Origin of the sequence: Lysinibacillus sp. NPDC096418 (genome assembly GCF_044762775.1) — a bacterium.
GTDB lineage: Bacteria > Bacillota > Bacilli > Bacillales_A > Planococcaceae > Lysinibacillus.
The window spans coordinates 1-21,590 of the sequence record NZ_JBIWEY010000047.1; the positions used below are offsets into that span (position 1 = coordinate 1).

Annotated in this window: 21 protein-coding genes, 1 pseudogene, 1 riboswitch and 1 other annotated feature; of the genes and pseudogenes, 18 read left to right on the forward strand and 4 right to left on the reverse strand. The window is 33.6% G+C overall.

The annotated features are described in order from the left end of the window. The first annotated feature begins 316 nt into the window (after positions 1-316). Positions 317-580 (forward strand) — a binding site (T-box leader). Positions 581-833: 253 nt separating this feature from the next. Both ACIQZG_RS22405 and ACIQZG_RS22410 read left to right on the forward strand, forming a co-directional pair. Then, positions 834-1,247: a GNAT family N-acetyltransferase gene (locus ACIQZG_RS22405; RefSeq protein WP_402758038.1), complete on the forward strand. Its 414-nt coding sequence runs from the start codon at positions 834-836 to the stop codon at positions 1,245-1,247. 87 nt (positions 1,248-1,334) lie between these two features. Then, positions 1,335-2,270, forward strand: a complete 936-nt coding sequence (locus tag ACIQZG_RS22410) for an alpha/beta fold hydrolase (RefSeq protein ID WP_402758040.1) — start codon at positions 1,335-1,337, stop codon at positions 2,268-2,270. Between the two features lie 356 nt (positions 2,271-2,626). On the opposite strand, the pseudogene ACIQZG_RS22415 reads toward ACIQZG_RS22410, so the two are convergent. Continuing rightward, positions 2,627-3,861: pseudogene (locus tag ACIQZG_RS22415) on the reverse strand (IS110 family RNA-guided transposase). 537 nt (positions 3,862-4,398) lie between these two features. Between ACIQZG_RS22415 and ACIQZG_RS22420 the strand changes: the two are divergent. After that, positions 4,399-4,737 carry a YolC/YozM family protein gene (locus ACIQZG_RS22420; RefSeq protein WP_402758042.1) on the forward strand — a complete coding sequence of 113 codons (339 nt, stop codon included), beginning with the start codon at positions 4,399-4,401 and terminating at the stop codon, positions 4,735-4,737. Between the two features lie 208 nt (positions 4,738-4,945). Here the strand turns inward: ACIQZG_RS22420 and ACIQZG_RS22425 are convergent, their stop codons facing one another. Further along, positions 4,946-5,410 carry a phage tail protein gene (locus ACIQZG_RS22425; RefSeq protein ID WP_402758090.1) on the reverse strand — a complete coding sequence of 155 codons (465 nt, stop codon included), beginning with the start codon at positions 5,408-5,410 and terminating at the stop codon, positions 4,946-4,948. Positions 5,411-5,432: 22 nt separating this feature from the next. Continuing rightward, positions 5,433-5,915 (reverse strand): GyrI-like domain-containing protein, encoded by a 483-nt coding sequence (locus tag ACIQZG_RS22430; RefSeq protein ID WP_402758044.1) that lies wholly within the window; start codon positions 5,913-5,915, stop codon positions 5,433-5,435. Between the two features lie 110 nt (positions 5,916-6,025). Here ACIQZG_RS22430 and ACIQZG_RS22435 point away from each other — a divergent pair, with 110 nt between their 5' ends. From ACIQZG_RS22435 to ACIQZG_RS22465, 7 genes are all read left to right on the forward strand, one after another. After that, entirely contained in the window at positions 6,026-6,988 is a 963-nt protein-coding gene (locus ACIQZG_RS22435; protein WP_402758046.1) for a helix-turn-helix transcriptional regulator, read from the forward strand. 596 nt (positions 6,989-7,584) lie between these two features. Then, positions 7,585-8,436 (forward strand): CPBP family intramembrane glutamic endopeptidase, encoded by an 852-nt coding sequence (locus tag ACIQZG_RS22440; RefSeq protein ID WP_402758047.1) that lies wholly within the window; start codon positions 7,585-7,587, stop codon positions 8,434-8,436. Between the two features lie 260 nt (positions 8,437-8,696). After that, positions 8,697-8,862: riboswitch (M-box (ykoK) riboswitch) on the forward strand. A 254-nt stretch (positions 8,863-9,116) separates the two neighbouring features. Beyond that, positions 9,117-10,475, forward strand: a complete 1,359-nt coding sequence (gene mgtE / locus ACIQZG_RS22445) for a magnesium transporter (protein ID WP_402758048.1) — start codon at positions 9,117-9,119, stop codon at positions 10,473-10,475. Between the two features lie 212 nt (positions 10,476-10,687). Beyond that, positions 10,688-11,530 (forward strand): site-specific tyrosine recombinase/integron integrase, encoded by an 843-nt coding sequence (gene xerA / locus ACIQZG_RS22450; RefSeq protein ID WP_402758050.1) that lies wholly within the window; start codon positions 10,688-10,690, stop codon positions 11,528-11,530. A gap of 174 nt (positions 11,531-11,704) precedes the next feature. Beyond that, positions 11,705-11,995 (forward strand): hypothetical protein, encoded by a 291-nt coding sequence (locus tag ACIQZG_RS22455; protein ID WP_402758052.1) that lies wholly within the window; start codon positions 11,705-11,707, stop codon positions 11,993-11,995. A 139-nt stretch (positions 11,996-12,134) separates the two neighbouring features. Beyond that, a complete protein-coding gene (locus ACIQZG_RS22460; RefSeq protein WP_402758054.1) occupies positions 12,135-12,371 on the forward strand; it encodes a hypothetical protein in 237 nt (78 codons plus the stop codon). Between the two features lie 113 nt (positions 12,372-12,484). Further along, positions 12,485-12,766 carry a hypothetical protein gene (locus ACIQZG_RS22465; protein WP_402758056.1) on the forward strand — a complete coding sequence of 94 codons (282 nt, stop codon included), beginning with the start codon at positions 12,485-12,487 and terminating at the stop codon, positions 12,764-12,766. A gap of 491 nt (positions 12,767-13,257) precedes the next feature. Here the strand turns inward: ACIQZG_RS22465 and ACIQZG_RS22470 are convergent, their stop codons facing one another. After that, positions 13,258-13,662: an Rrf2 family transcriptional regulator gene (locus ACIQZG_RS22470; RefSeq protein WP_402758058.1), complete on the reverse strand. Its 405-nt coding sequence runs from the start codon at positions 13,660-13,662 to the stop codon at positions 13,258-13,260. Positions 13,663-13,899: 237 nt separating this feature from the next. On the opposite strand from ACIQZG_RS22470, the gene ACIQZG_RS22475 reads away from it, so the two are divergent. The 8 genes from ACIQZG_RS22475 to ACIQZG_RS22510 all read left to right on the forward strand — a co-directional run bounded on the left by ACIQZG_RS22475 (position 13,900) and on the right by ACIQZG_RS22510 (position 21,587). Beyond that, positions 13,900-14,538: an FMN-dependent NADH-azoreductase gene (locus ACIQZG_RS22475; protein ID WP_402758059.1), complete on the forward strand. Its 639-nt coding sequence runs from the start codon at positions 13,900-13,902 to the stop codon at positions 14,536-14,538. 93 nt (positions 14,539-14,631) lie between these two features. Continuing rightward, positions 14,632-15,270, forward strand: a complete 639-nt coding sequence (locus tag ACIQZG_RS22480; RefSeq protein ID WP_402758060.1) for an NAD(P)-dependent oxidoreductase — start codon at positions 14,632-14,634, stop codon at positions 15,268-15,270. Between the two features lie 39 nt (positions 15,271-15,309). Continuing rightward, positions 15,310-15,942 carry a DsbA family protein gene (locus ACIQZG_RS22485; RefSeq protein ID WP_402758062.1) on the forward strand — a complete coding sequence of 211 codons (633 nt, stop codon included), beginning with the start codon at positions 15,310-15,312 and terminating at the stop codon, positions 15,940-15,942. Positions 15,943-16,337: 395 nt separating this feature from the next. After that, positions 16,338-16,979, forward strand: coding sequence for an alpha/beta hydrolase (locus ACIQZG_RS22490; protein ID WP_402758063.1), 642 nt, complete (start codon positions 16,338-16,340; stop codon positions 16,977-16,979). 514 nt (positions 16,980-17,493) lie between these two features. Beyond that, complete coding sequence (locus ACIQZG_RS22495; protein WP_402758065.1) at positions 17,494-18,222, forward strand: hypothetical protein; 729 nt, start codon at positions 17,494-17,496, stop codon at positions 18,220-18,222. Between the two features lie 211 nt (positions 18,223-18,433). Next, a complete protein-coding gene (locus tag ACIQZG_RS22500) occupies positions 18,434-19,219 on the forward strand; it encodes a hypothetical protein (RefSeq protein ID WP_402758067.1) in 786 nt (261 codons plus the stop codon). Positions 19,220-19,768: 549 nt separating this feature from the next. Beyond that, positions 19,769-20,467: a VanR-ABDEGLN family response regulator transcription factor gene (gene vanR, locus ACIQZG_RS22505; RefSeq protein WP_402758069.1), complete on the forward strand. Its 699-nt coding sequence runs from the start codon at positions 19,769-19,771 to the stop codon at positions 20,465-20,467. After that, the gene (locus tag ACIQZG_RS22510) at positions 20,454-21,587 is read left to right on the forward strand and encodes a sensor histidine kinase (RefSeq protein WP_402758071.1); all 1,134 of its coding nucleotides are present in this window, start codon (positions 20,454-20,456) and stop codon (positions 21,585-21,587) included. Before vanR ends, ACIQZG_RS22510 begins: the two co-directional genes overlap by 14 nt. The last annotated feature ends 3 nt before the right edge of the window (positions 21,588-21,590 follow it).

Consider the following 21,590-nt stretch of genomic DNA (forward strand, 5'->3'; position numbering starts at 1 on the left):
AGCTAATGATTTCCATTAGTTTTAGCGAAGCGTACTCCTAGCTTGTAAATTATAACTATAAATTCAAAACACTGTTTATAAATGAAGTGGAAAAAATTTTTTCTCCATCACGAAATGGTTGAAACCGTTGATACATCAATGTTTATAGAGGGAGTTTAGTTCAATATGAATAGTTGTGTATGCATAAAGTAAATAATTTCTGTAACACCCATACTATAAATGAAAAAAAATCTATATTTGTCATAGAAATGATTAGTGATATACTTTTTGTATTGAATTTTAGTTTGGAATAGTATAAAATTTACAAAATTACATATAAAAAGCTATGAAAAGAAAAGTAAACATACGTACTATTTACAGAGACCTCTGGTAGCTGAAAAAGAGGGATAGGAAATGTGTTGAAACAAGTCTTTGAGCTGTGCATAGGATTTGTTTGTAGGAACAATGATGATGCAACGTATTCTCACGTTAAAGAGATAGAGTATAGCATGTGAGTTATTTACAAAACCGTACTCGATAAGGTTTCTGCAGCAATGCAGAAATGAACTGGGGTGGCACCGCGATATGACTCGCCCCCAAGATAAATATCTTGGGGGTGAGTTTTTTATTTTGTTTTAAAAAAAGCATTAAAAGCTGTATCAGGTGAAAAACGGCAGGGAAATTTTAAAAAGGTGCTTTTTCTTTAAACAGTTAATTAAAAAGTCTTGAATCACGCTTTACTATGTTATGCATTTAATTGTTAGTGGAATTTCCTGCCGGTATAGTAAAGGGCAGAAGTGCTGAATTAAGGTATTAGGAAACTTATTAAAATCGTATAAAGGGGTCGAATAAAAATGAAATACATTGAATCCGAAAAGGTCACTGAAGAAGAAAAAGAACATATTATTCAAGAATTATTAAAATACAATCTTGATAACATTGAAGATAAGTTAGTAAAAGATATTGGTCTTTTTGTAGAAGATGAAGAAGGAAATAGAGTTGCGGGGTTGATTGGTGATACACATGGAAATTGGTTAGAAGTAGAGTATTTATGGGTAAGTGAAAAACTTCGTGGACAGCATATTGGTACGGAGTTGATGCGTAAAGCTGAGAAGATTGCTATTAAAAGAGGATGCAAATATGCCTCCCTAAATACTTTTAGTTTTCAAGCACCTGATTTTTATGTGAAGCTAGGCTATACAGAAGAATTTGTACTCAATCATTATCCGCTAACAGGTAAGCGATACTATTACACAAAAAAACTTTAAGATTCAATTGTTAATGAGGACGCTGAATATGGTTACTTATTAAAGGCGACCGAGGGCGATACGGAGATAGTAAGGTAGGAGAAGAAAATGAAAACTCAAGTCTCAAACTATATAAAAATAGGTTCTTTAAAACAATTTATTTCCATTTTTGGTGAAAATAATAATCTACCTCTTTTAGTGTATTTGCATGGTGGTCCAGGTGATGCCGCTTTACCACTGATCTATAAATATAACTCAGAACTTGGAAAAATGTTTAATGTTGTAGTCTGGGAACAAAGAGGGGCTGGGAAATCTTACTATACATTTTCGGAAGATGAACAAATATCTATTGAAACTTATATAGAAGACCTATACAGTTTAATTCATTATTTGTTAAAAACGTTTAAACAAGAAAAAGTTTACCTTTTAGGGCACTCGTGGGGAAGTGTCCTAGGCTTAACTTTCATTAAAAAATATCCACAGCTAGTACATAGTTATTTTGGTTGTGGTCAAGTAGTTAACATGAAAAAAGGTTTGAAGTGTCAATATGATTTTGTTCTGAATGAAAGTCAAAAACGAAATCAAAACAAGATTGTTCAGCGATTACAAAATATTGACCTTTCATTGACTCAAAAAGATTGGTTAAACGATTTATTATTTGTTACTAAATTAGTGGTTCGATACAAACATTCTTTATATGGAAAAAGCAATTACAATCAATTGGTAAAGGATTTCATTTTTTCATCAAAGTACACGTTTAAAGATTTAATCAATCGCGAAAAAGGGAGTCTACAATCTATACAATTTTTGTGGCAAGAGCTCATGGAAATTGATTTTAGTGAATATAAGAGTTTCGATGTCCCTATTACGTTTTTTGAGGGACGTCATGATCAGCATGTTTCTTCTTCATTAGTAGAGGATTACTATCACACAATAACAACGCCTAAAAAACTCATTTGGTTCGAAAATTCAAGTCATTTTCCCCAATGGGAAGAGTCAGTCAAGTTTAATCAGTCTTTGATAAGTCTCAAAAAGCAGAATTAGGTTTACAGACTGTTGATTTCTGTAACGTCTGTAATATCACCCTTAAATGGCAGTATAACAACGGTTTTTATATCTTGGAAAAATAACATTTTTGGACTATGGACTTAAAAAATATAAGGGGATTATAAAAAACATGAACCACACAAACATCGAAGCAGCGGGCTTTAATGCTTCAACAGGAGAATACATTAAACCTAATTAGCAAGTTTCGTTCTTATTAAGCTAAACCAGCTAATAGAATGTCAAGAAAAACATTTTTAATCAAAAAACACTTCATGTTATACTAAAAATGTTCAACACAAATAACCCTCCTCATTTTATGTGGAAAGTTTTTGTTTTATTTGAAAATGCTGTTGTTAAATAGTTTCTTGGAACGGTGTTTTTGTTTTTAAAATCGCATAAATCCAGTGTAAAAGCTTATTAGCACAAGCTATAATAGCTACTTTATATGGTTTACCTTCCTCGCGTTTCAATTCGTAGAAGGCTCGTAATCGTTTATTTCGTGCAATAGTCTCATCTGTTGTTTTCTTTTTACGACTATCACGAATTGAGCAGCGAACGGCTGTGTAAAGCATATGCCGAAGCCTAGCTGAGCCACGTTTGGTAATGTGATTGTTTGTGCCTTTAAAGCGCCCAGATTCAAACACAATGGGATCTAGTCCTGCAAAAGCTACTAACTTTTTGGGATGATTAAACCGGTCAATTTCCCCAATTTCTGAAAGTATCGTGGCAGCGATTTTTTCACCTACGCCGGGAAGTGACTGGATTAATTCATATTCTTCGAGTTGTGCCACCAATTGATCAATCTCACGCTCTAACGTAGAAAGTTGTTGGCGGTACGCTTGAAGTAAATCAATATACATATTCAGACTGACGAGAAGGCTTTGATAAAGCGTTGACTGAAATGGGTTGCGTTCTGCAGCTGCGATTAATACTTTAGCTCTTTCTTGCGCCCAATTAAATGAACGTGCTTTACAATGCCTATCAATAAATTGTGCAATCTCTTCTACACCTGCGTCTAGTACTGATTCGGATGTAGGGTAGGACTGTAAAGTCCTTAATGAAATCTCAGCGTATAAATCTCCAAAAACTCCTTTATACTCGGGGAATACTTGATCTAATATTGCTTGAAATTGTAGCTTTGTTTGAACCATAATGCCCGTCATGTTTTCGTGTTGCCTTGTCAGATGTCGAAGGTTTAAAAGCTTAATCCCACGCTTTTTCTGAGGCTCCAAATCCTCTTTGTAATACAGCTCACCTAAGTGATAGGCATCAATGGCATCAGTTTTAGTTTTTCGTAAGTTAGAGCTTTTTGCTCGATAAGATACCAGTGGATTTACGATTATGACAATGTACTCTCTTGCCTCTAAAAACTGTACAACTGGGGCATGATAGTGACCTGTCGCTTCTAAAACAATAGGTGGTTTCATCCCTGTTTGACGCGCTAAATCTAGTAAATAAGAGTGTAACTCTTCTAATCCTTCCACCGTATGATCAACTTTCACACTGTTTTTATAGGGCATTTTTTATCCAAGAACATTTGAACCTGACTTTCACCTTTTGCGATATCCAGGCAAACAACTGGATTCATGTTTATCTCCTCCTTAGGTAATGGATTGACCGGTAACCTCTATCTAACTTGTCATTCATATGTTCGCTTGTTATACGGGATCACTATGTCCCAACCAGCCTAATCATGTGTTAACAAGTAGAGGGTGAACATGTTAGTTGTCGGGATCGAGTCCCACGGGTGCTTCCGTTCTACCCCGGCTACTATCAATCTATAAATTGAATAAAAAATAGTCAACCAGATTTCTCCGGCTGACCTTATAATACGAACGGGGTGCTTTAGTTCAATAACGATCTTCAACAATCGGGCGCTATTCTTGAAAAAGAATTGTGCCTTCTTTAGCTAAAGGGCATATTACTGAATAACATTCTTTTATGTAAGGTTACCAAACGACGCTTTGGATGCTTTTTTCTTCAACTAACGGCATAACTTAGATAAAGAATATATTTCCTTATAAGTATATAAAATGTAATTTAAATTAAGTGTAATTCAATTAAAATATATAAATTTGAGGGTAAATAAGCATTTTAAATTTCTATTAAAACTTGAGGTGATTTTTTGAAGAAATTAATTATAGTATTGTGTATAGTTGTAACTACCGGATTTATCCTCTTTATCGTACAAGATGAATTTAGAGAGAAAGAGACTGCAAATAGTATTGATGAAATATTTTCTGGTCAAATTTTTGATGATGCAAAAGAGGAACTCACTGTACATGCTATGGGGTTAAGTCCAGAAGAAAAAGTTTTTACAGTTAGAATTGAAAAAACACAATACAAAGAACAAGCAGAAGAATATTTTAGAGACATTTTAGATTCTCGTGATATGGCAAGTTATGAACTTGAAGTATTTGTTGATGATTTAACTTTACACCCTTTACAACAAAGAGATTTGTAAAAAGTATATTTAGAGTAACAGGGGCTTAAGTGCAACCTTATAATCAGAAAGTCCCCAAACCATGAACTGCACCCCAATTGTTAGACACATCTAAAAATTGGAGGTGCAGTTTTTGTATGGCTAAATTTAGAGAAGAAGTGAAAAATGAAGAAAAAGAATGAACAAATACAAATAATGGATGATTCCTTCGATTGCGCATTTTCTTACTTTAATATTCTCCTTTAATTACAAAAAACGAGCCTCGAATTGTTCCAGCTAGTTTAGACTTCCGTCTAGCAAATTTAAACTTTCCTTCTAACTCCTTTGGTACCTCCATCCCCTCAGAAAGCTTAAAACCAACTGCCCGCTTTTTAGGATCATTCACCGTATACATGACGTTGACCCCAAGACCATCCTCAAAAAAGACGAATGCCCATTTGATATTCTCCACTTGAAAACGTGACGTTTCTAAAGGTTTGGCAGCAAACTCAATATCACGTTCTCCTTTCAAAATTCGGTTCACATAATCAAGGGTATCCTGGCTTTCACTAGATGGCACGACCGTAAATTCATGTTTATATTTGTTCATAAAATAACGAGCTTCATTAGCACGTAATCCAGCAAGCACTTCTGCTACTGGTGAAGACTCTAAACCAATCGTAGACACGTTTTTAAAGTCAACGATATAAGACATTTCCATGCCTGCTTTTATCTTTTTATTTTTTAACAACAGGAATCCACATTTCACCATATACTAAGCCATTTCGCTGCCCCATCTCAACCGTTGCATTTGGGCCGCCAACATAGGCAAAGTCCTTTACTTCTGGCAAGCATTGACCAAAGGCAATGCTAGTAAGCATATTACTCAACTCATTAGCCGTTTTCGCTTCGCCTTTAACAACTAGGTATTCTCCTTTGGGGAATTGTATGACTCTGGACTCCTCCCGTACCAATGTTGTTTCTGTCATGACGCCAGCATAATGCATCATCTTGTTATTCACTGCTTCGTTTACGGCAAAAATGTAGTCATTTATGGCTACGGATTTTAAAGTGTCAAGCCTTCCATCTTGTTTGACTGCCTGCCAAAAGTCTACTTTTTCCTTGTTAATGCCAGCGTAGTCTGTGTAATCACTCGTAAGCTCAATTCCAAAACCTAAAACGGTAAAGCTTTCTTTTTCTTCTAATACATAATTTGTCATATTCAAAACCTACCTTTTTTAATATTGAATCAAATGATTTATCTTTGCACCTGATGGGTTTATAATAGCTTTTAATCATGTCAAAAAATGATACTATTTAGGAGGCACCGATGAAAAAGGTTGAACGGATTAATATTATCATGCGGTATATCAATAACCGCGCCCACTTTACAATTTCTCAAATTATGCGGGAATTTAACATCTCTCGCTCGACAGCTATTAGAGATATAAGGGAAATTGAAGCTATGGGGATGCCGCTTGTCGCTGAAGTTGGAAGGAATGGGGGGTATTTTGTCATGAACAACTCTGTCCTGTCCACTGTTCGCTTTACTGATGATGAGATTAAAGCTCTTTTTATCGCCTTTATGGCCACAAGAAACCAACAACTCCCCTATCTAAAGAGCCGTCAGTCTTTAGCTGAGAAGTTACTAGGTCTTATTTCAAAAAAACAGCAAGAGGACCTTGTTTTTTTAAATCAAGTCTTGCTTTTTGAAGGGACCAATCCTAATAATCCCGACCTGCTTGATCTGTCCGACCTTCCCCATCCGATGTTAGAAAAACTTATCCAACTCCTTCTTTTGGATAGCTATTTATTGATTACCATTAAAGAAGAGAAGGTAATAAAGTCTTATCCCATTTATCTCATGCACCTTTACCGTGAAAAAAGTCTTTGGTTGATTGAAGGCTTTGACTTAAAAGAAGAAAAGAGACAAATTTTCTCCGTGGACAATCTCACTAATGTCGAACCATACCCTACGAATAAAAGATTAAGTAAGAAAAAGGTTTTGGAAAAACTAAGTAAGCGGGAGGAAGTAATCAATCTTGTTCTTGAACTTGGTCCTAAGGCGATTGCCCAGTTCAAAAAATACCATCCTTTAAAAGCGTCAATTTCCTATACGAATACTTACCAAACGACAGCCATTCTGAAGACTTTTATCCATGTTAATAATTCGGAAGAATTGACCGAAATAACAAATTGGATACTTTTTTTAGGTGAAGATATCAAAGTCAAAGAAGTGCCAGAAGAAGTTTTAGTAGGTTTACAAGAGAGATTATGCTTATTCTGTCCTTAAGCAGTCCTATTTATCCGTTATTTTCTAATCCAGAAAAGGTGAAGATTTTGTATATTAGAAATACTAAAAAGGGAAATAGCATTTTTATTAGTCCTGTTCATTAATACGTTACGGTGAACCATATCATTAAGTAGATGTACGATTATTTAATTAGAACAAAATACCTTTATTATACTTTTAAGTGAATAAAATAAGTTACATCAAATCAATTTTAAACAACTTTTAAAAGCCTTATTACATATTCAAATGTAGTAAGGCCCTTGTTTATTATAGTGAAATTTAACACTATATTATCGTTCAACAAATCGTAAAGTCAGTTATCTGCTTGTGAATAAATGTACTTAAACTAACGGTGCAGTTTAGTTGAACAAGGAGGTAATATCTATGCTTTTTAAACATATCTTAGTATGAGGGAGACAGTTAACCTGAAATATGGGTTTACGAGGTGTTATTGATCAAAAAACCAATATTATACCTATCAAAGTCTTTTATAATCGAGGGAGTGGTTTGTACTGAAACCTTTAACAGAATCAAAAAGTACCTCAAGAAATCTAAAAGAGATTTTAAAATTTCATCCATTAACTTCATTCTTTGTTATGGCATATTTATTTTCGTGGATTGTATTAATTCCATTTATCTTATCTCAATGGAATATCATCCCCAAAGCTAAAATTTTTGATGTTTTCTTTGGACTTAATGCTTTCGTTGGTCCTATGTTAGCTACATATATTATGATTCGGACTCTCGAAGGAAAAGGAGCTTGGAGAGTTTTTACAAAAGGAATATGGAAACTTAAAGTAGGTTTAAAATGGTACTTCTTTGCACTTATCGTCATTCCTACTGTGATATATTTGGGATTTGTAATGTTAAACGGAGGGATTCCAACTTCTAAAGGGCTTACAACGCAATTTTACGCAACATACCCGATTTATCTTATTGTAGTCTTCTTCTTTGGTGGCCCGTTTCCAGAAGAAATCGGTTGGCGTGGTTTTGCTTTACCACGAATGCAATCTAAGTTTGGATCATTAAAAGCAACGCTATTGCTCGGAATTCTTTGGGCGTTTTGGCATTTACCTCATTTTTTAACCGCAGCACAAAGAGGTGGTCCGGGTTCAAACATTTCTCTTCTTTATTACGATTTACCTATTTTTATTGTGCTATGCCTAGCTGCTTCCATCATTTTAACTTGGGTGTTCAACTCCAAACAAGGAAATTTGTTTATTGTTATGTTGGTTCACGCTAGTTTGAATACTTTTAGTTTTATACAACCTCATTTTACTAACCCTGCTTTGAAAGAATCTGATTTATCTGTTTGTCTAGGATTAGGTCTTTTCGCTTTGATAATTCTGATTTTTACAAAGGGTAAATTGGGATATAAGCAATCTTCTCATGAAGTGGAATTAGGTAATCAAGAAAATCTTAAACAAACGAGCGCAATTGTTGAATAGACTTTACTTTTCTTCTTCAACTAACGAGGGGCTTTAGTTCAATAACGATCTTCAATAATCGGGCGCTTTCCTGGAATAAGGAAAGTGCTTTTTTCATTAAAGGGCCATATTCTTGAATAGGAGACAGAATTATAAAAAAGTGAATCAAAATGCAATTAATTAGAAGGTTACTTGAGAAAGAGATACTAGGGTGTCAATATAAAATTCTGAAAAAAACATTGACTTCTAAAAGATATTCTTTTAGAGTGAATTTGTAAATTAAATATCCTCGTTAGGTGAGGCTCCTGTGTAGGAGATATGCTACTGCCCAGAAATGTCGAAAGACGCCAATGGGTCAACAGAAACCATCGACATAAGGTGGTTTTTAATGTAGCTGGCTTTGTCCTATGCCACACAGTGCTAAAGCTCTACGAATGGAGGAGTAGATTTGCTGCAATTTATTTGTTGTGCAATCAATGTACGTATATAGTACCGTGTAAACACCTTCATTCGTTATGAAGGTGTTTTATTTTTATGTGAGGTGAGGAAAATGGATAACTATTCAGAACCAGACTCGAAGTATTATAAAAATGAACTAAATACACAGAATATCCATGAGGAATTTTAAATTATCTTTCTTAACATTGTTTTATCGTTGGGGGAATATTCTTTTGTTCCTCAATGAAGGAGTGGTTGTTAAAATGATTAAAAACATGCCAGAAGACCAAATAACGCTTCAAATTATTAAGGCACTAAAAGAAGGAAAACAGAAAGAATTCCAAGTAATATTAAAGGAACTCCAACCTTATGATATTGCACGAATTTTTGAGGGGTTACCAGAAAAACATCATACACGTTTCTTATTGTTTCTTACTCCTGAACAAATCGCTGAACTCATTCAAGAGCTTGAAAAAGTACATCAATTAAAAGTTCTTAATAAATTAGGGATCGAAAAATCAGGGCAGGTAATGGATTTAATGGATAATGATGATTTAGCTTCATTGTTAGAAAACCTATCTCCTGATAAAATTGAAGAACTTCTTTCAGGTATGAAGCAAGAAGAATCAAAAATTGTTCAAAATATCATGAACTATCCTCCTGAAACGGCAGGACGAATAATGACAAACCGTTTTGTGTGGATTCCCCAACACTATACAATTCGAGAATCAGTTGATAAACTTAAAATATTTGCAGAATTCTCAGAAACGATTAACTATTTATATGTAATTGATAATGATAAAAAATTAGTTGGTGTTGTATCCTATCGAGATTTAATAATAAGTGATGAATTTGAAAAGATTCAGGATATTATGTATAGCAGAGTGATCTTCGTTTCTGCTGAAACGGATCAAGAAGAAGTAGCTCGTGTAATAGAGCGTTATGATTTTTTATCAATTCCTGTTGTTGAAAAAAATAATGAATTAGTAGGAATTGTAACAGTTGACGATATTATTGACGTTGTTATCAAGGAAGCAAACGAAGATATTGAAAAACTTTCGGCATCTGGTAAAGCCATTGATTTTGACACGAAAGCACACGTGGCTGCGTATCGCCGACTTCCTTGGCTTATTTTACTTTTATTTATCGGATTAATTTCAGGAACCATTATTAGCGGTTTTGAGGAAACATTATCCAAAGTTGTCGCACTTGCCTTCTTTATGCCTATGATTGCTGGGATGACTGGAAATACAGGTACTCAATCATTAGCTGTTGTTGTAAGAGGTCTAATTACTACCGATACTAATAAAGGAGTAGTTTTTAAACTTATTATTAGAGAACTTAAAGTTGGATTGATTATAGGCATTACCTGTGGAATATTAATCTCGATTATAGCCTATATTTGGCAAGGAAATCCGGTTTTAGGTTTAGTTGTTGGAAGTTCATTAGTTGTGACTCTAATTATTGGGACTTTAGCTGGGACCATTATTCCTTTAATCTTATATAAATTTAAAATCGATCCAGCAGTGGCGTCTGGTCCATTAATTACAACACTAAATGATATCCTATCATTACTAATTTACTTTGGTATTGCAACAATGTTTATTTCAAAGTTAATGTAGAGACTTAATTACAAAAGTTCCTGTAGATTAAAAATGTTCCACAATCGGGCGCTTTCCTGGAAAAAGGGGAAGGCCCCTTTTCAAATTTTCTGGTTAAAAAGACTTCGGAAATTATCAATATCTTAGCTTATTGAATAATCACTGTATGAAAAAGCCTCTCTCTGAACATAATAGAATACTAGATTTAACCTTAATAGGAGAGTGAAAGATAAATGTTATTATCCGAAGCGTGGAAAAAATACCAACAAGATAAAAAAATCGAGGGGTATTCAACACTTACATTAAAAACATATTGTTTTCAATACAATCTTTTATTGCGGTTTTTTGGTGATATTGATATGAACGTATTTAGTACAGAAAAATTAAAAGAATACTTAATACAATCAGGAAATCACTTAAAGCCTTCTAGTTTAGGGCATAGGATTCGTTGTGTTAAATCACTATTTAGATGGTCACATGAAGAGGGATATATTCTGAAAAATCCTGCTGCTAAATTGAAAGAGCCGAAATTAGGTAAAAGAATTCCTAAGTTTCTCTCAGAATTAGAGATTGAACATCTAAGGGAAGCTTGTCAAACAACGATGGAAAATGCGCTATTTGAATTTATGTATTCAACCGGCTGCCGCATTGGGAAGGTAGTAAAATTAAATCGTGATGATATTGATTTTCGAACAAATTCCGTCATTGTACAAGGGAAAGGTGATAAAGAAAGAGAAGTATACTTTAATACTCGCTGCTCCATTTGGTTAAAAAGGTATTTAGATGAACGGGAGGATGAAGATCCTTGTTTGTTTATTACGGACAGAAAGCCTAAAAGGCGTATGAGCATTGATAATTTAAGATATATTATTAAGCGCGTATCAAATCGGGCTGGAATAAAAAAGAGTATACATCCGCATCAATTACGACACAGCTATGCAACGCATATGATTAATAACGGTGCGCCAATAGATGTCATCCAAAGTTTACTTGGGCATGAAAAGAGTGAGACTACAAAGATATATGCTCAGTTAAGCGGAAAACTAAGACAAGATTATTACAGTAAATACTTTTAAAATTAAACTCTTAGTAATTCAAGACACCCATGTAAAAGTGCGTGTCTTTTCTGTTATAGGGCCATATTATTGAAAAACAATTTTTTAAGATATGTTACCAAACGAGGGTTCAGGAACCATATAATTACAATTTACGTCTATACTGAGAAATGAAAGTATAATGGAGGCATCATTATGTGGTTAATATTAGGTCTTATTGCAATAGTAGCAACTTTTATAAATCTTTATATGTATGGAACAGGCAAAGATTATAAATTGGCAATGGCAATGGGGTTATCATTTACAGCTTTGACACTCTGTGCAGAACATAGCCTTGTATCTAATTGGATACAAGGCGAAGATTGGTCGGCTTTAAGGGAAGTACCTAATATGAATAAGGCGTTTTGGTTTCTGACAATTGTTTCTATCTTACTAAATATAGCACCTATACTTTTAGAACTTAAAAATAAAAAAATTACTTATTAGGGTTTATAAGGATTTATAACGTTAATTTAAAAATGTCCCCAAATCCCGCATTGGGAAGGTTATACTTCAATTTTTTTGAACTCATACCAATTAATTTCGTTACTCTTTGAAATGGAAAATTGTTGTGGGAGTGAAAATAATGAAAAAGTATTTAGGTTTAGTTTCAGTAATAATACTTATTATTACATTGTTTTTTCTACCAAACGATTGGAAGATAGAAACTTTAGGAATTCTTTTAGGATTATTTCTGGCTATAAAAGCCCCGAAAGGAATATGGAAATTTGTTGCTTATGTAATTTTCATAATTTGTATACTATTATTGTTATATTTGGTGATTATGGGTATTTTAATGGCAGGTCTAATTGAAATTGGTTAAAGAAAATCGCTAATATTTTAAAAGTGTTTTCTTCAATTAACGGGGGAAGGGCCATTTAAGGGAGTGAGGATTGTTTAACTAACAATCGAGACTGGAGAGAGCAGGTGGTTTAATTGTTTAAGGCAGCAGTATATTTGGTACACGGATTGATATTCATATTAGTAACTCTTATTGGTTTAGGCCCAGCATTTAGCATTGCTTCACCAGACCCAGATCAAACTTATGGGGTTTGGGTTTCAATGATTGTGATTTTTAATATTCTTGTGTTTGTATCTGCTTTTGTACAGTTAAGGATAAAAAAAGTTTGGGTGTTTTTAATATCCACAATAGGCTTGATTGCTCTTTTTATTCTGACTTTACAATACATATACCCTTACATTTTGGATTTGTTTTAGAATGAACAAGGTAACAAATGTTTAATTAACGGGCGCGATTCTGTAACAAGGATTAGCGCTTGTTTTCATTAAAGGGCCATATTGTGGAACAATCTTTTAAAAAACGGAATGGATATTTATGTTAAAGTGAAGATTAGATTATGTAGAAGGATTAATTAATTTTAGTTGTATTACTAGTTAGTTCAATAAAATGTTGCACATAATAATTGTTGTTTTAAGTCAGATACCAAACTTGATTTGATGTATAGAAATAATAAAGTTTTTGAATTTTTATTAAGAAGGCTAAGAGACTTGCTACATTTCTACAAGTAGCAAGTCTCTTTAAAGTGATTTTAAATTATAATCAACTGCTTATGTAGACTATTAAATGCCCGTTACTCTAAGTATATTCCTTCACACAAATTAAAATAATCTTTACCTCCAGCGAACCCGTATAAATGTCAAAACTTCTGCCAAAATAACTCTGAAAATAACTAATAAAAAAATCACCCCTATTCATTGAGATGATTCATAACATCTTGAAGAGTTTTATTCTTTAACTCGTTTTCCATTGCAGTTTGCACACTATCGAAGGTTAAATTTAATGTATGTTGAATTTTTTTACCTACATGGCAATCCGGATTAGGATTGTTGTGAATAGGAAACAACTCTTTTTCTAGATGAACTGCTTTATAAATATCGAACAAAGTGATGTTACTTGGATTTCGAGTTAAGGAAGATCCTGATACCCCAACTTTAGAAGTAAGTATTCCAGCTTTTTTTAAGTCACTACTTATTCGTCTTATGACAACAGGGTTTGTACTAACACTGCTGGCAATCTTCTCAGAAGATAATGTTGAGTCTGTAGAAATTAATGATAATATATGGATCGCTACAGAAAGACGTGTATTTATCATGCAAATCCCCCCTCTTGTAATTATTTTAGTTACATATATCTATTTGTCAATAAATTAGATTATATCCAAATAATTATCCAGAAAGAATTTAAGTCATAAAAATAGTGTTGACTTTTGAATTAGTTGTAACTATAATCGTTACAGGAGGGGCGGTAACAATAACTGTTACACCTTCATCACCCCTTTATATTGTGAAAAAAACATTACTATGTTTAGGAAGAAAGGAAGTACAACAAAATGACAACAGTACTATATATCACAGCACATCCACATGATGAATCAAAATCTTACAGTATGGCGACAGGAAAAGCTTTTATTGATACGTATAAGGAACATAATCCTAAAGATCAAGTTATCCATATTGATTTATATGAAGAAAACATTCCTCAAATCGATGCAGATGTTTTCAGTGGTTGGGGAAAACTTAGATCAGGGTCTAACTTTGAAGAGCTTTCAGAACAAGAAAAATTAAAAGTAACTCGCCTTAGTGAAATAAACGAACAGTTTATTTCGGCTGACAAGTTTGTTTTTGTTACTCCATTTTGGAATTTTTCATACCCTCCAGTTATGAAAGCTTACTTAGATGCAGTTTCTGTAGCAGGTAAATCATTCAGGTATACAGAAAATGGGCAGCCAATAGGATTGCTAACAGACAAAAAAGCATTGCACATACAGGCACGAGGTGGTTTTTACTCTGAAGGTCCAGCCGCAGAACTTGAAATGGGTCATCGCCATCTTCAAGTAATGATGAATTTCTTTGGCGTTTCATCTTTTGAAGGGCTTTTCGTTGAGGGGCATAATAAGTCTCCTGAAAGAGCATTAGAGATTAAGGAAGATGCTATTTCCCGTGCTAAAGATTTAGCTAAAATTTTCTAAAATGCTACAGATTATTGGTTAGATTTTTATATTCTATATGATTATCAGGCTCAATGAACCTCAAAGACTAACTATTTAATTGGAGGGATTAACATGAAAATCGGTATTATCGGAGCAAGTGGTAAAGCAGGAAGTTTTATTCTTAAAGAAGCAGTTAGTCGTGGACATGAAGTAACAGCTATTGTACGTGATGCTGCTAAAGTATCACATCAACAAGTGGCGGTATTAGAGAAAAACGTATTTGATTTAAAAAAAGAAGATGTTAATCAATTTGATGTAGTGGTAAATGCCTTTAAGGCTCCCAATGGACAAGAACAGCAACATGTTGAAGCTGGTAGAGTATTAATTAATGCTCTACAAGATGCTCCTGAATCTAGATTAATTGTAGTGGGTGGTGCAGGAAGTTTATATGTAGATGAAACTCAAACAATGAAAAAATTTGAATCACCAGGTTTTCCAGAAGCTTATTACCCAACTGCAAAATATATGGGTGAAAACCTAGAGGATCTTCAAAATAATAGTGGTATTCAATGGACTTACATTAGTCCAGGAGGAGTTTTTGACCCAGAAGGTAATAAGAAAGGTACTTACCAAATAGGTAAAGATCAAATTATCTTAAATTCAACAGGTGAAAGCTACATTAGTTATGCAGACTATGCTCTAGCTGTACTTGATGAAATAGAAAATCAACAACATAAAAACGAGCGTTTCGCTGTAGTTGGGGAACGCTGAGTAAAAAACAATATTATACTTTCGAAAGGAGCCTTTAGTATGAATGACAAAGAAACTTCTCTTGTATATGTATGGGATGCTTACTGTGGATGGTGTTATGGATTTTCCAAAAGTATTCGTACTTTGCACGAAAACCACCCAGAATTACCACTGACACTTGTTTCGGGCGGTTTATTTGTAGGACATAGAAGTCTTCCTATAAAGGAATACCCTCACATTCCTGAAGCAAATAAGCGCATAAGTCAGCTTACTGGTGTAGTGTATGGTGAAGCTTACCAAGAACTTCTAGCAAACGGATCTTTTGTTATGGACTCTGAGGTTGCAGCCATTGGGTTTTCTGCATTAAGATCTATTGCACCTGAACGTGCAGTGTATTTTGCTTCATCGATGCAACACGCTTTTTATTACGAGGGAAAAAGCCTTAGTGCTGTAGAAACTTATAGGGAGATAGCTATTGCTCATAATCTTAATCCTGATTTAGTTATTGAACGGACGAAGGAAAAAGATATTATAAACGATGCTTATGCTGACTTTACAAAGGTTCATCAACTTAACGTTAATAGTTATCCTACACTTCTATTGAAAAAAGGTGATGAATACATCAGCTTAGGCGGGGGTGCTATGACTGCTGAAAAGCTTGAAGCTCGTCTAAAAGAAATTTTAGAAAAATAAGGTTAACAGTTTAATAAAGAAGTTAATTGATAATCAATGAAACACCCCTCTATGTAATATTCAATATAACCATAGGGGGGGGGGGTTATTTAGTTAATATAGAACGTCAATTACGAAGAGTTAATCCACAAATTATAGAGTTGTATCAGTTAAACTTATGCCTCAGCAAAATAACTGAGAAACTATTTTACAGCTTTTGTGTTTTTCGATATTCAACAATCGGACGCTTTACTTGAAGATCATTGAGTTGCATAAGCAGCTCTTTTTTTCTTATTGAACTAACGATGCAGTTTAGTTAAATAACAATTGGATGATATACTTTAAAGGAATTATAAAAATTCGATGTTCAGCTATTTAATTAAGCCTAAGAATATGCTAGTGAGGTATTTAAAATAATGATGAAAATAGTACCCCCTAAGCCTTTTTTCTATAAAGGTGGAGATAAGGCCGTTTTACTATTACATTCTTTTACAAGCAATACTATTGATATGAAAAAGTTAGGGAAGTATTTACAAAAGAACGATTATTCTTGCTATGCACCATTATACAGTGGACACGGTTTAACAGCAGAAGAACTTCTCACATACAGACCATCAGATTGGTGGCAAGATGTACTAAACGGTTACCAGTTGTTGAAGGATGAAGGTTTTGAAAAAATAGCTGTGATTGGTCTTTCTCTTGGTGGTGTATTTGCATTAAAAGTTGGTCAAGAGTTAGAGATAAATGGTGTTGTGACAATGTCAGTACCAATAAATAGGGAAGCTACTTTTCTACAAAAGCGTGTTTTTCATTATGCAAAAGTATACAAACAACTTGAAGCGAAAAATGAAGAACAAATAAATTTAGAAATGAAACGTTTTCAAAATATGTCTATCGATTCATTAGTTGAGTTCCAACAGCTGATTAATATAACGATGAATAAATTAGCGCTTATAACCTCACCAATTCGTATATTATATGGTGAATTAGATGAACTATTGTATAAAGAGAGTGCAGAGGTAATTTTTCAAAGCGTTGCAACGAATCAAAAAAAATAAAAGGGTATCCGAACTCTAAACATTTAATGACAATAGGTACTGACATTAACGACGTGAACAAAGATATTCTTACATTCTTAAATGATTTAGCTTGGTAGTTTTAATGAAACTTCAACTAACAGGAGTTAAGAAGGAGTTACGCTGTTTCCTTCTTCAACTAACGGAGTGCTTTAGTTCAATAACGATCTTCCACAATCGGGCGCTTTCCTGGAATAAGGAAAGTGCTTTTTTCATTAAAGGGCCAGATTGTGGAATAACAACTTTTTATGAAAGATTACCAAACGACAGCTTGGTAACATTTCAAACACTGTTAAATCAGTGTTTGTCGCTGTTTTTTATAGAAAATAACACTCTGAGATGCTGCGAAAAATAATTTTAAAGAAGACTGTTCGATTCACTTGTTCTGAATGGCGGTACCAAAGTGCGCTTTGGTAAGGTTTTTACCTCAACTAACTTAGCAAATTAGTGGAATAGACAGTATAATTTTGAGAACACTAAAATGAGGTGTTTTCTTATGAAAAAAATTCTTATTTTAATTATTGCTATTTCTCTTTTTACTGTTTTATCGAAGGCGATAGCTACGACAAATGACTATGATGAAATTGCTAAGTCTGATAAAGTGGGAGTTACCATTTATGCAAAAAAGATGAATGGATTATATACAGATTTTATAATCGATTTTCAAGGTAGCATCCTCTCAAAACCTTATTGGATAAACACAACAAGTCCTACTTGGTCTCCTGAAATTATCTATGAGGATATCAGTCAAGATGGAAAGAAAGAGCTAGTTATAATTTTGACTAAAGATACTGGTACTGGTGTTTTAGAACGTGAAGTTCACGTTTTTCAAATACAACACCCAAAATCCGATAAAACACAGAGTGTGATACCAGTTGAAGTACCTATTGATGAACCATTAGCGATATTATTAAAACACGTAAAGACCGAGTTAACACCAAACAAAGCAAGTGTCAGTATTGGTGACAAAAAATATACAATTGATATTAAACCTTCGGGTATCCAACCTGGACATTTATTTGATGAGATATACTTTGGTAATCTTATCAACTTTGAAATAAAAGACAATCAACTTATTGCAAAACTCGGAGGACAAATCTCTCCAGTAGGAGGATATATAGGGGATATTCAAATTACCTATAAATTCAAAGATAAAATGTATCAAGCAAAATCAATTGAATTTATACCTATGAATAATGTGTTATTAAACCATCTAGTGTTTTAGTGCAGAAAAGATTTATAAAGCATACAAATAACGTTCTCAAATCAAAGTTAGAGAGTAAAACACCACATTCATTTGAATGTGGTGTTTGTTTTTTGCTGCTTATAATCAGAATGTCCCCAAACACGCTTTTGGGGCGTTTCTTCAACTAACAGCGCAGGATAGTTGAAGAATATTCGGGAAAGATACTAATAAAAAAGATAGGTGGGCTTTATTGAAGAAAAAATTCTACGTCCTTTTTTGTATTCTATTTCTCGTAAATAATACTGTCGTTTTTGCGAAGAATACCAATCAAACTTTTTTGGAACAATTGATGTCGCATTCATTAGAGCATAATGATGTTCAAAATATTAAAGTTGAAAATAATTCTGGACTTCAGCGGGTATTTAGTCTCAATGATGGTTTTCAAGAGCGTGTACTCAGAAAAGTGGTTTACTGGCTTAATAACTCTAGCCAAGTAAATGGAACAATCGAGGTATCTTTAGATAATCCATCCAATAAATTGATGTTAAAAATGGCAAATGATGAAGTGATCACCATTGAACCCGCTTATACTTGTGTAGTTGACAATAAACGCAAAACCTGCACGGCTAAAGAAGGGGAATTAATCGTTTCGGAAAATAGACAAAAAGTGCGTTTTAAGTCACAACCTCTTTATGATTGGCTCTTGGTAGGGTGGAGAAAAGAAGTGAATGGATTTACTAAAGAAGAGTTACTTGAACAAGCCGTGTTTACACGTTACTTATACTATTTGGGCCCATCTTATTCGGAATTTTTTATGTGTCCAAAAATCAAAATTGAATCCATTGATGGAGATCCTAGGAGACATCTCATTTTTGGCAGTGCATTAAACTATTCAGGACACCACGGTGGAGATTATGATAAACTTACTTTTTCTGTAAGGGATTCTAATCTAACAGGATTACAAGTGACAAACGTAAAAATAAAGAAACATATTTCGCAAGAAGAAAGCCAAAAACAATGCCAAACGTTTGATTAAATATATTTTTTCGAAAGGGGCGTTTCTTTCAGAGGAGGGAACGCTTCTTTTTATTTGAGTTATTTCAGTAAATCAAAGTGATAATAAGTTTGTGAAAGAATGTACTTAAACTAACGAAGGCGTTAGTGGAATAAGGAGCATAAAATTAACCAACCATACTTTTACAAAAAAATAGTGGATTAAATAAGAGAGTATTTTGAACAAAGTTTCTTCAAAATACACTCTTTATATTTGTATTTATAACAAAGTTAAAACGTTTATTTGAATGATTGGGTGCAAAATAGCACTTAAAATAGGTGCGATTTATCTCCTAAAGTGACAACAAATACCGTTTATAAAATTCCCAGTAGTTCTTTTGATCATGTTCTTTTTTCAGGATAAATATAGAGTACGTGTAGAAGTAATAATGTTACTTAAATTTTCCGTGGTTTTTCTTATGATAATTAGAATCTTGAGAAAGTATCAATAATATATCAATCTTAAAACCAAGCTTATCAGGAAAAAATTCTGTAAAATGAATATCAAGGAATTATGTAAGGAGGACATGTTATGCCAAAGAATATATTACTTGTTGATGATGAGAGGGAAATTGCGGATTTACTTGAAATATATCTTACAAACGAAAACTATACTGTATATAAATTTTACTACGCAACAGAAGCAATGAAATGTCTTCATGAAACCAAAATAGATTTGGCAATTTTGGATGTTATGTTACCGGATGGGGATGGCTTTTCCATGTGCCAAGAAATTCGCAAAAATCACTATTTCCCAATTCTTATGTTAACGGCAAAAGATGGAGAAAGCGACAAAATTATAGGGCTTACCTTCGGGGCAGATGATTATATTACAAAGCCTTTCAGACCACTTGAAGTCGTGGCGCGTGTTAAAGCACAGCTCCGCAGATACACAAAATATAATGCAGACATGGGAGAAACAAGCAATTTATTAATTCACCGTGATCTTATTATTAATGTTAACTCACACGAAGTTACGTTAGCTGGAGTTCCGATTACTCTAACACCAACAGAATTTTTGATTTTACAGATTTTATGCGAAGAAAATGGGAATGTTGTTAGCTCAGAGAAACTTTGTCATAGAATTTGGGGTGATAAATACTTTAATAAGAATAACAATACAATTACAACTCATATTAGACATTTGCGAGAGAAACTAGGCGACTCAGTAGAAAAACCAAAATATATAAAGACGGTATGGGGGGTGGGCTATAAACTTGAGAAACATTAAAACAAGCAAAAAAACATATAAAAAACTTATAGATAAAATATTTTTACAAACGCTTGGTTTATTTATCATTGCCACTGTTATTGTGTTTTTTATTCGCTCGATCGGACAGGGCGAAATTGGAGATATTATTACAAATATTATTCGCTATATTTACGATGTAGATTTGGAATCCGCACGGCTAATGTATTTCCAAAAATTCCGCAGTAATATTGACATCATTATAGTCGGTACAATTATTATACTATTTGCTATTTTTTATAAAGTGTTTTTGTCTTGGTTTACAAAATATTTTGATGAAATGATTGCCGGAGTAAATGGTATTGCAAACAGGGAACAAAAAATCTCTATGTCGCCGGAACTTCGTTTTATGGAAGATACTCTGAATCAAATTAAGTCAGATTTAGAGAAAAGTGAACAAGCAGAATCTGAACTTGAAGCACGGAAAAACGAATTAGTTATGTTTTTGGCACATGATATTAAAACACCATTAACTTCGGTTATTGGATACTTAGGCTTACTTGACGAAACACCAGATATGCCTATAGAACAGAAAGCTAAGTATGTAAATATTACTTTAAAAAAAGCATATCGTTTAGAAAAATTAATCAATGAATTTTTTGAAATTGCTCGGTACAATTTAAATTCTGTTCTTTTAAATATAGAGCAGATCGATTTATCATATATGCTCGTTCAGATTGCGGATGAGGCTTATCCACAGCTTACCGCCAGTGAAAAAGAAGTTACACTTAATACACCTCAAGATTTACTTTTAAATGCAGATTCAGAAAAAATGGCGAGGGTATTCAATAACCTTCTCAAAAATGCTATTGCATATAGTACAAATAATAGCGTAATTGAAATATCCGCTGAATCTAAAGAAAATAACGTTGAGATTCGTTTTAGAAATCAAGGAATGATACCACAAGACAAGCTAGATACTATATTTGACAAATTCAGTAGATTAGATGACGCAAGACAAAGTGCTACTGGTGGCGCAGGTTTAGGATTAGCCATTGCAAAAGATATTATAACATTGCATGGCGGTACGATATACGCATCTAGTGATCAAAGTCATTCCACAATAGTAATTGAAATGCCAAGTACAAGTCACGCCAAATAAATT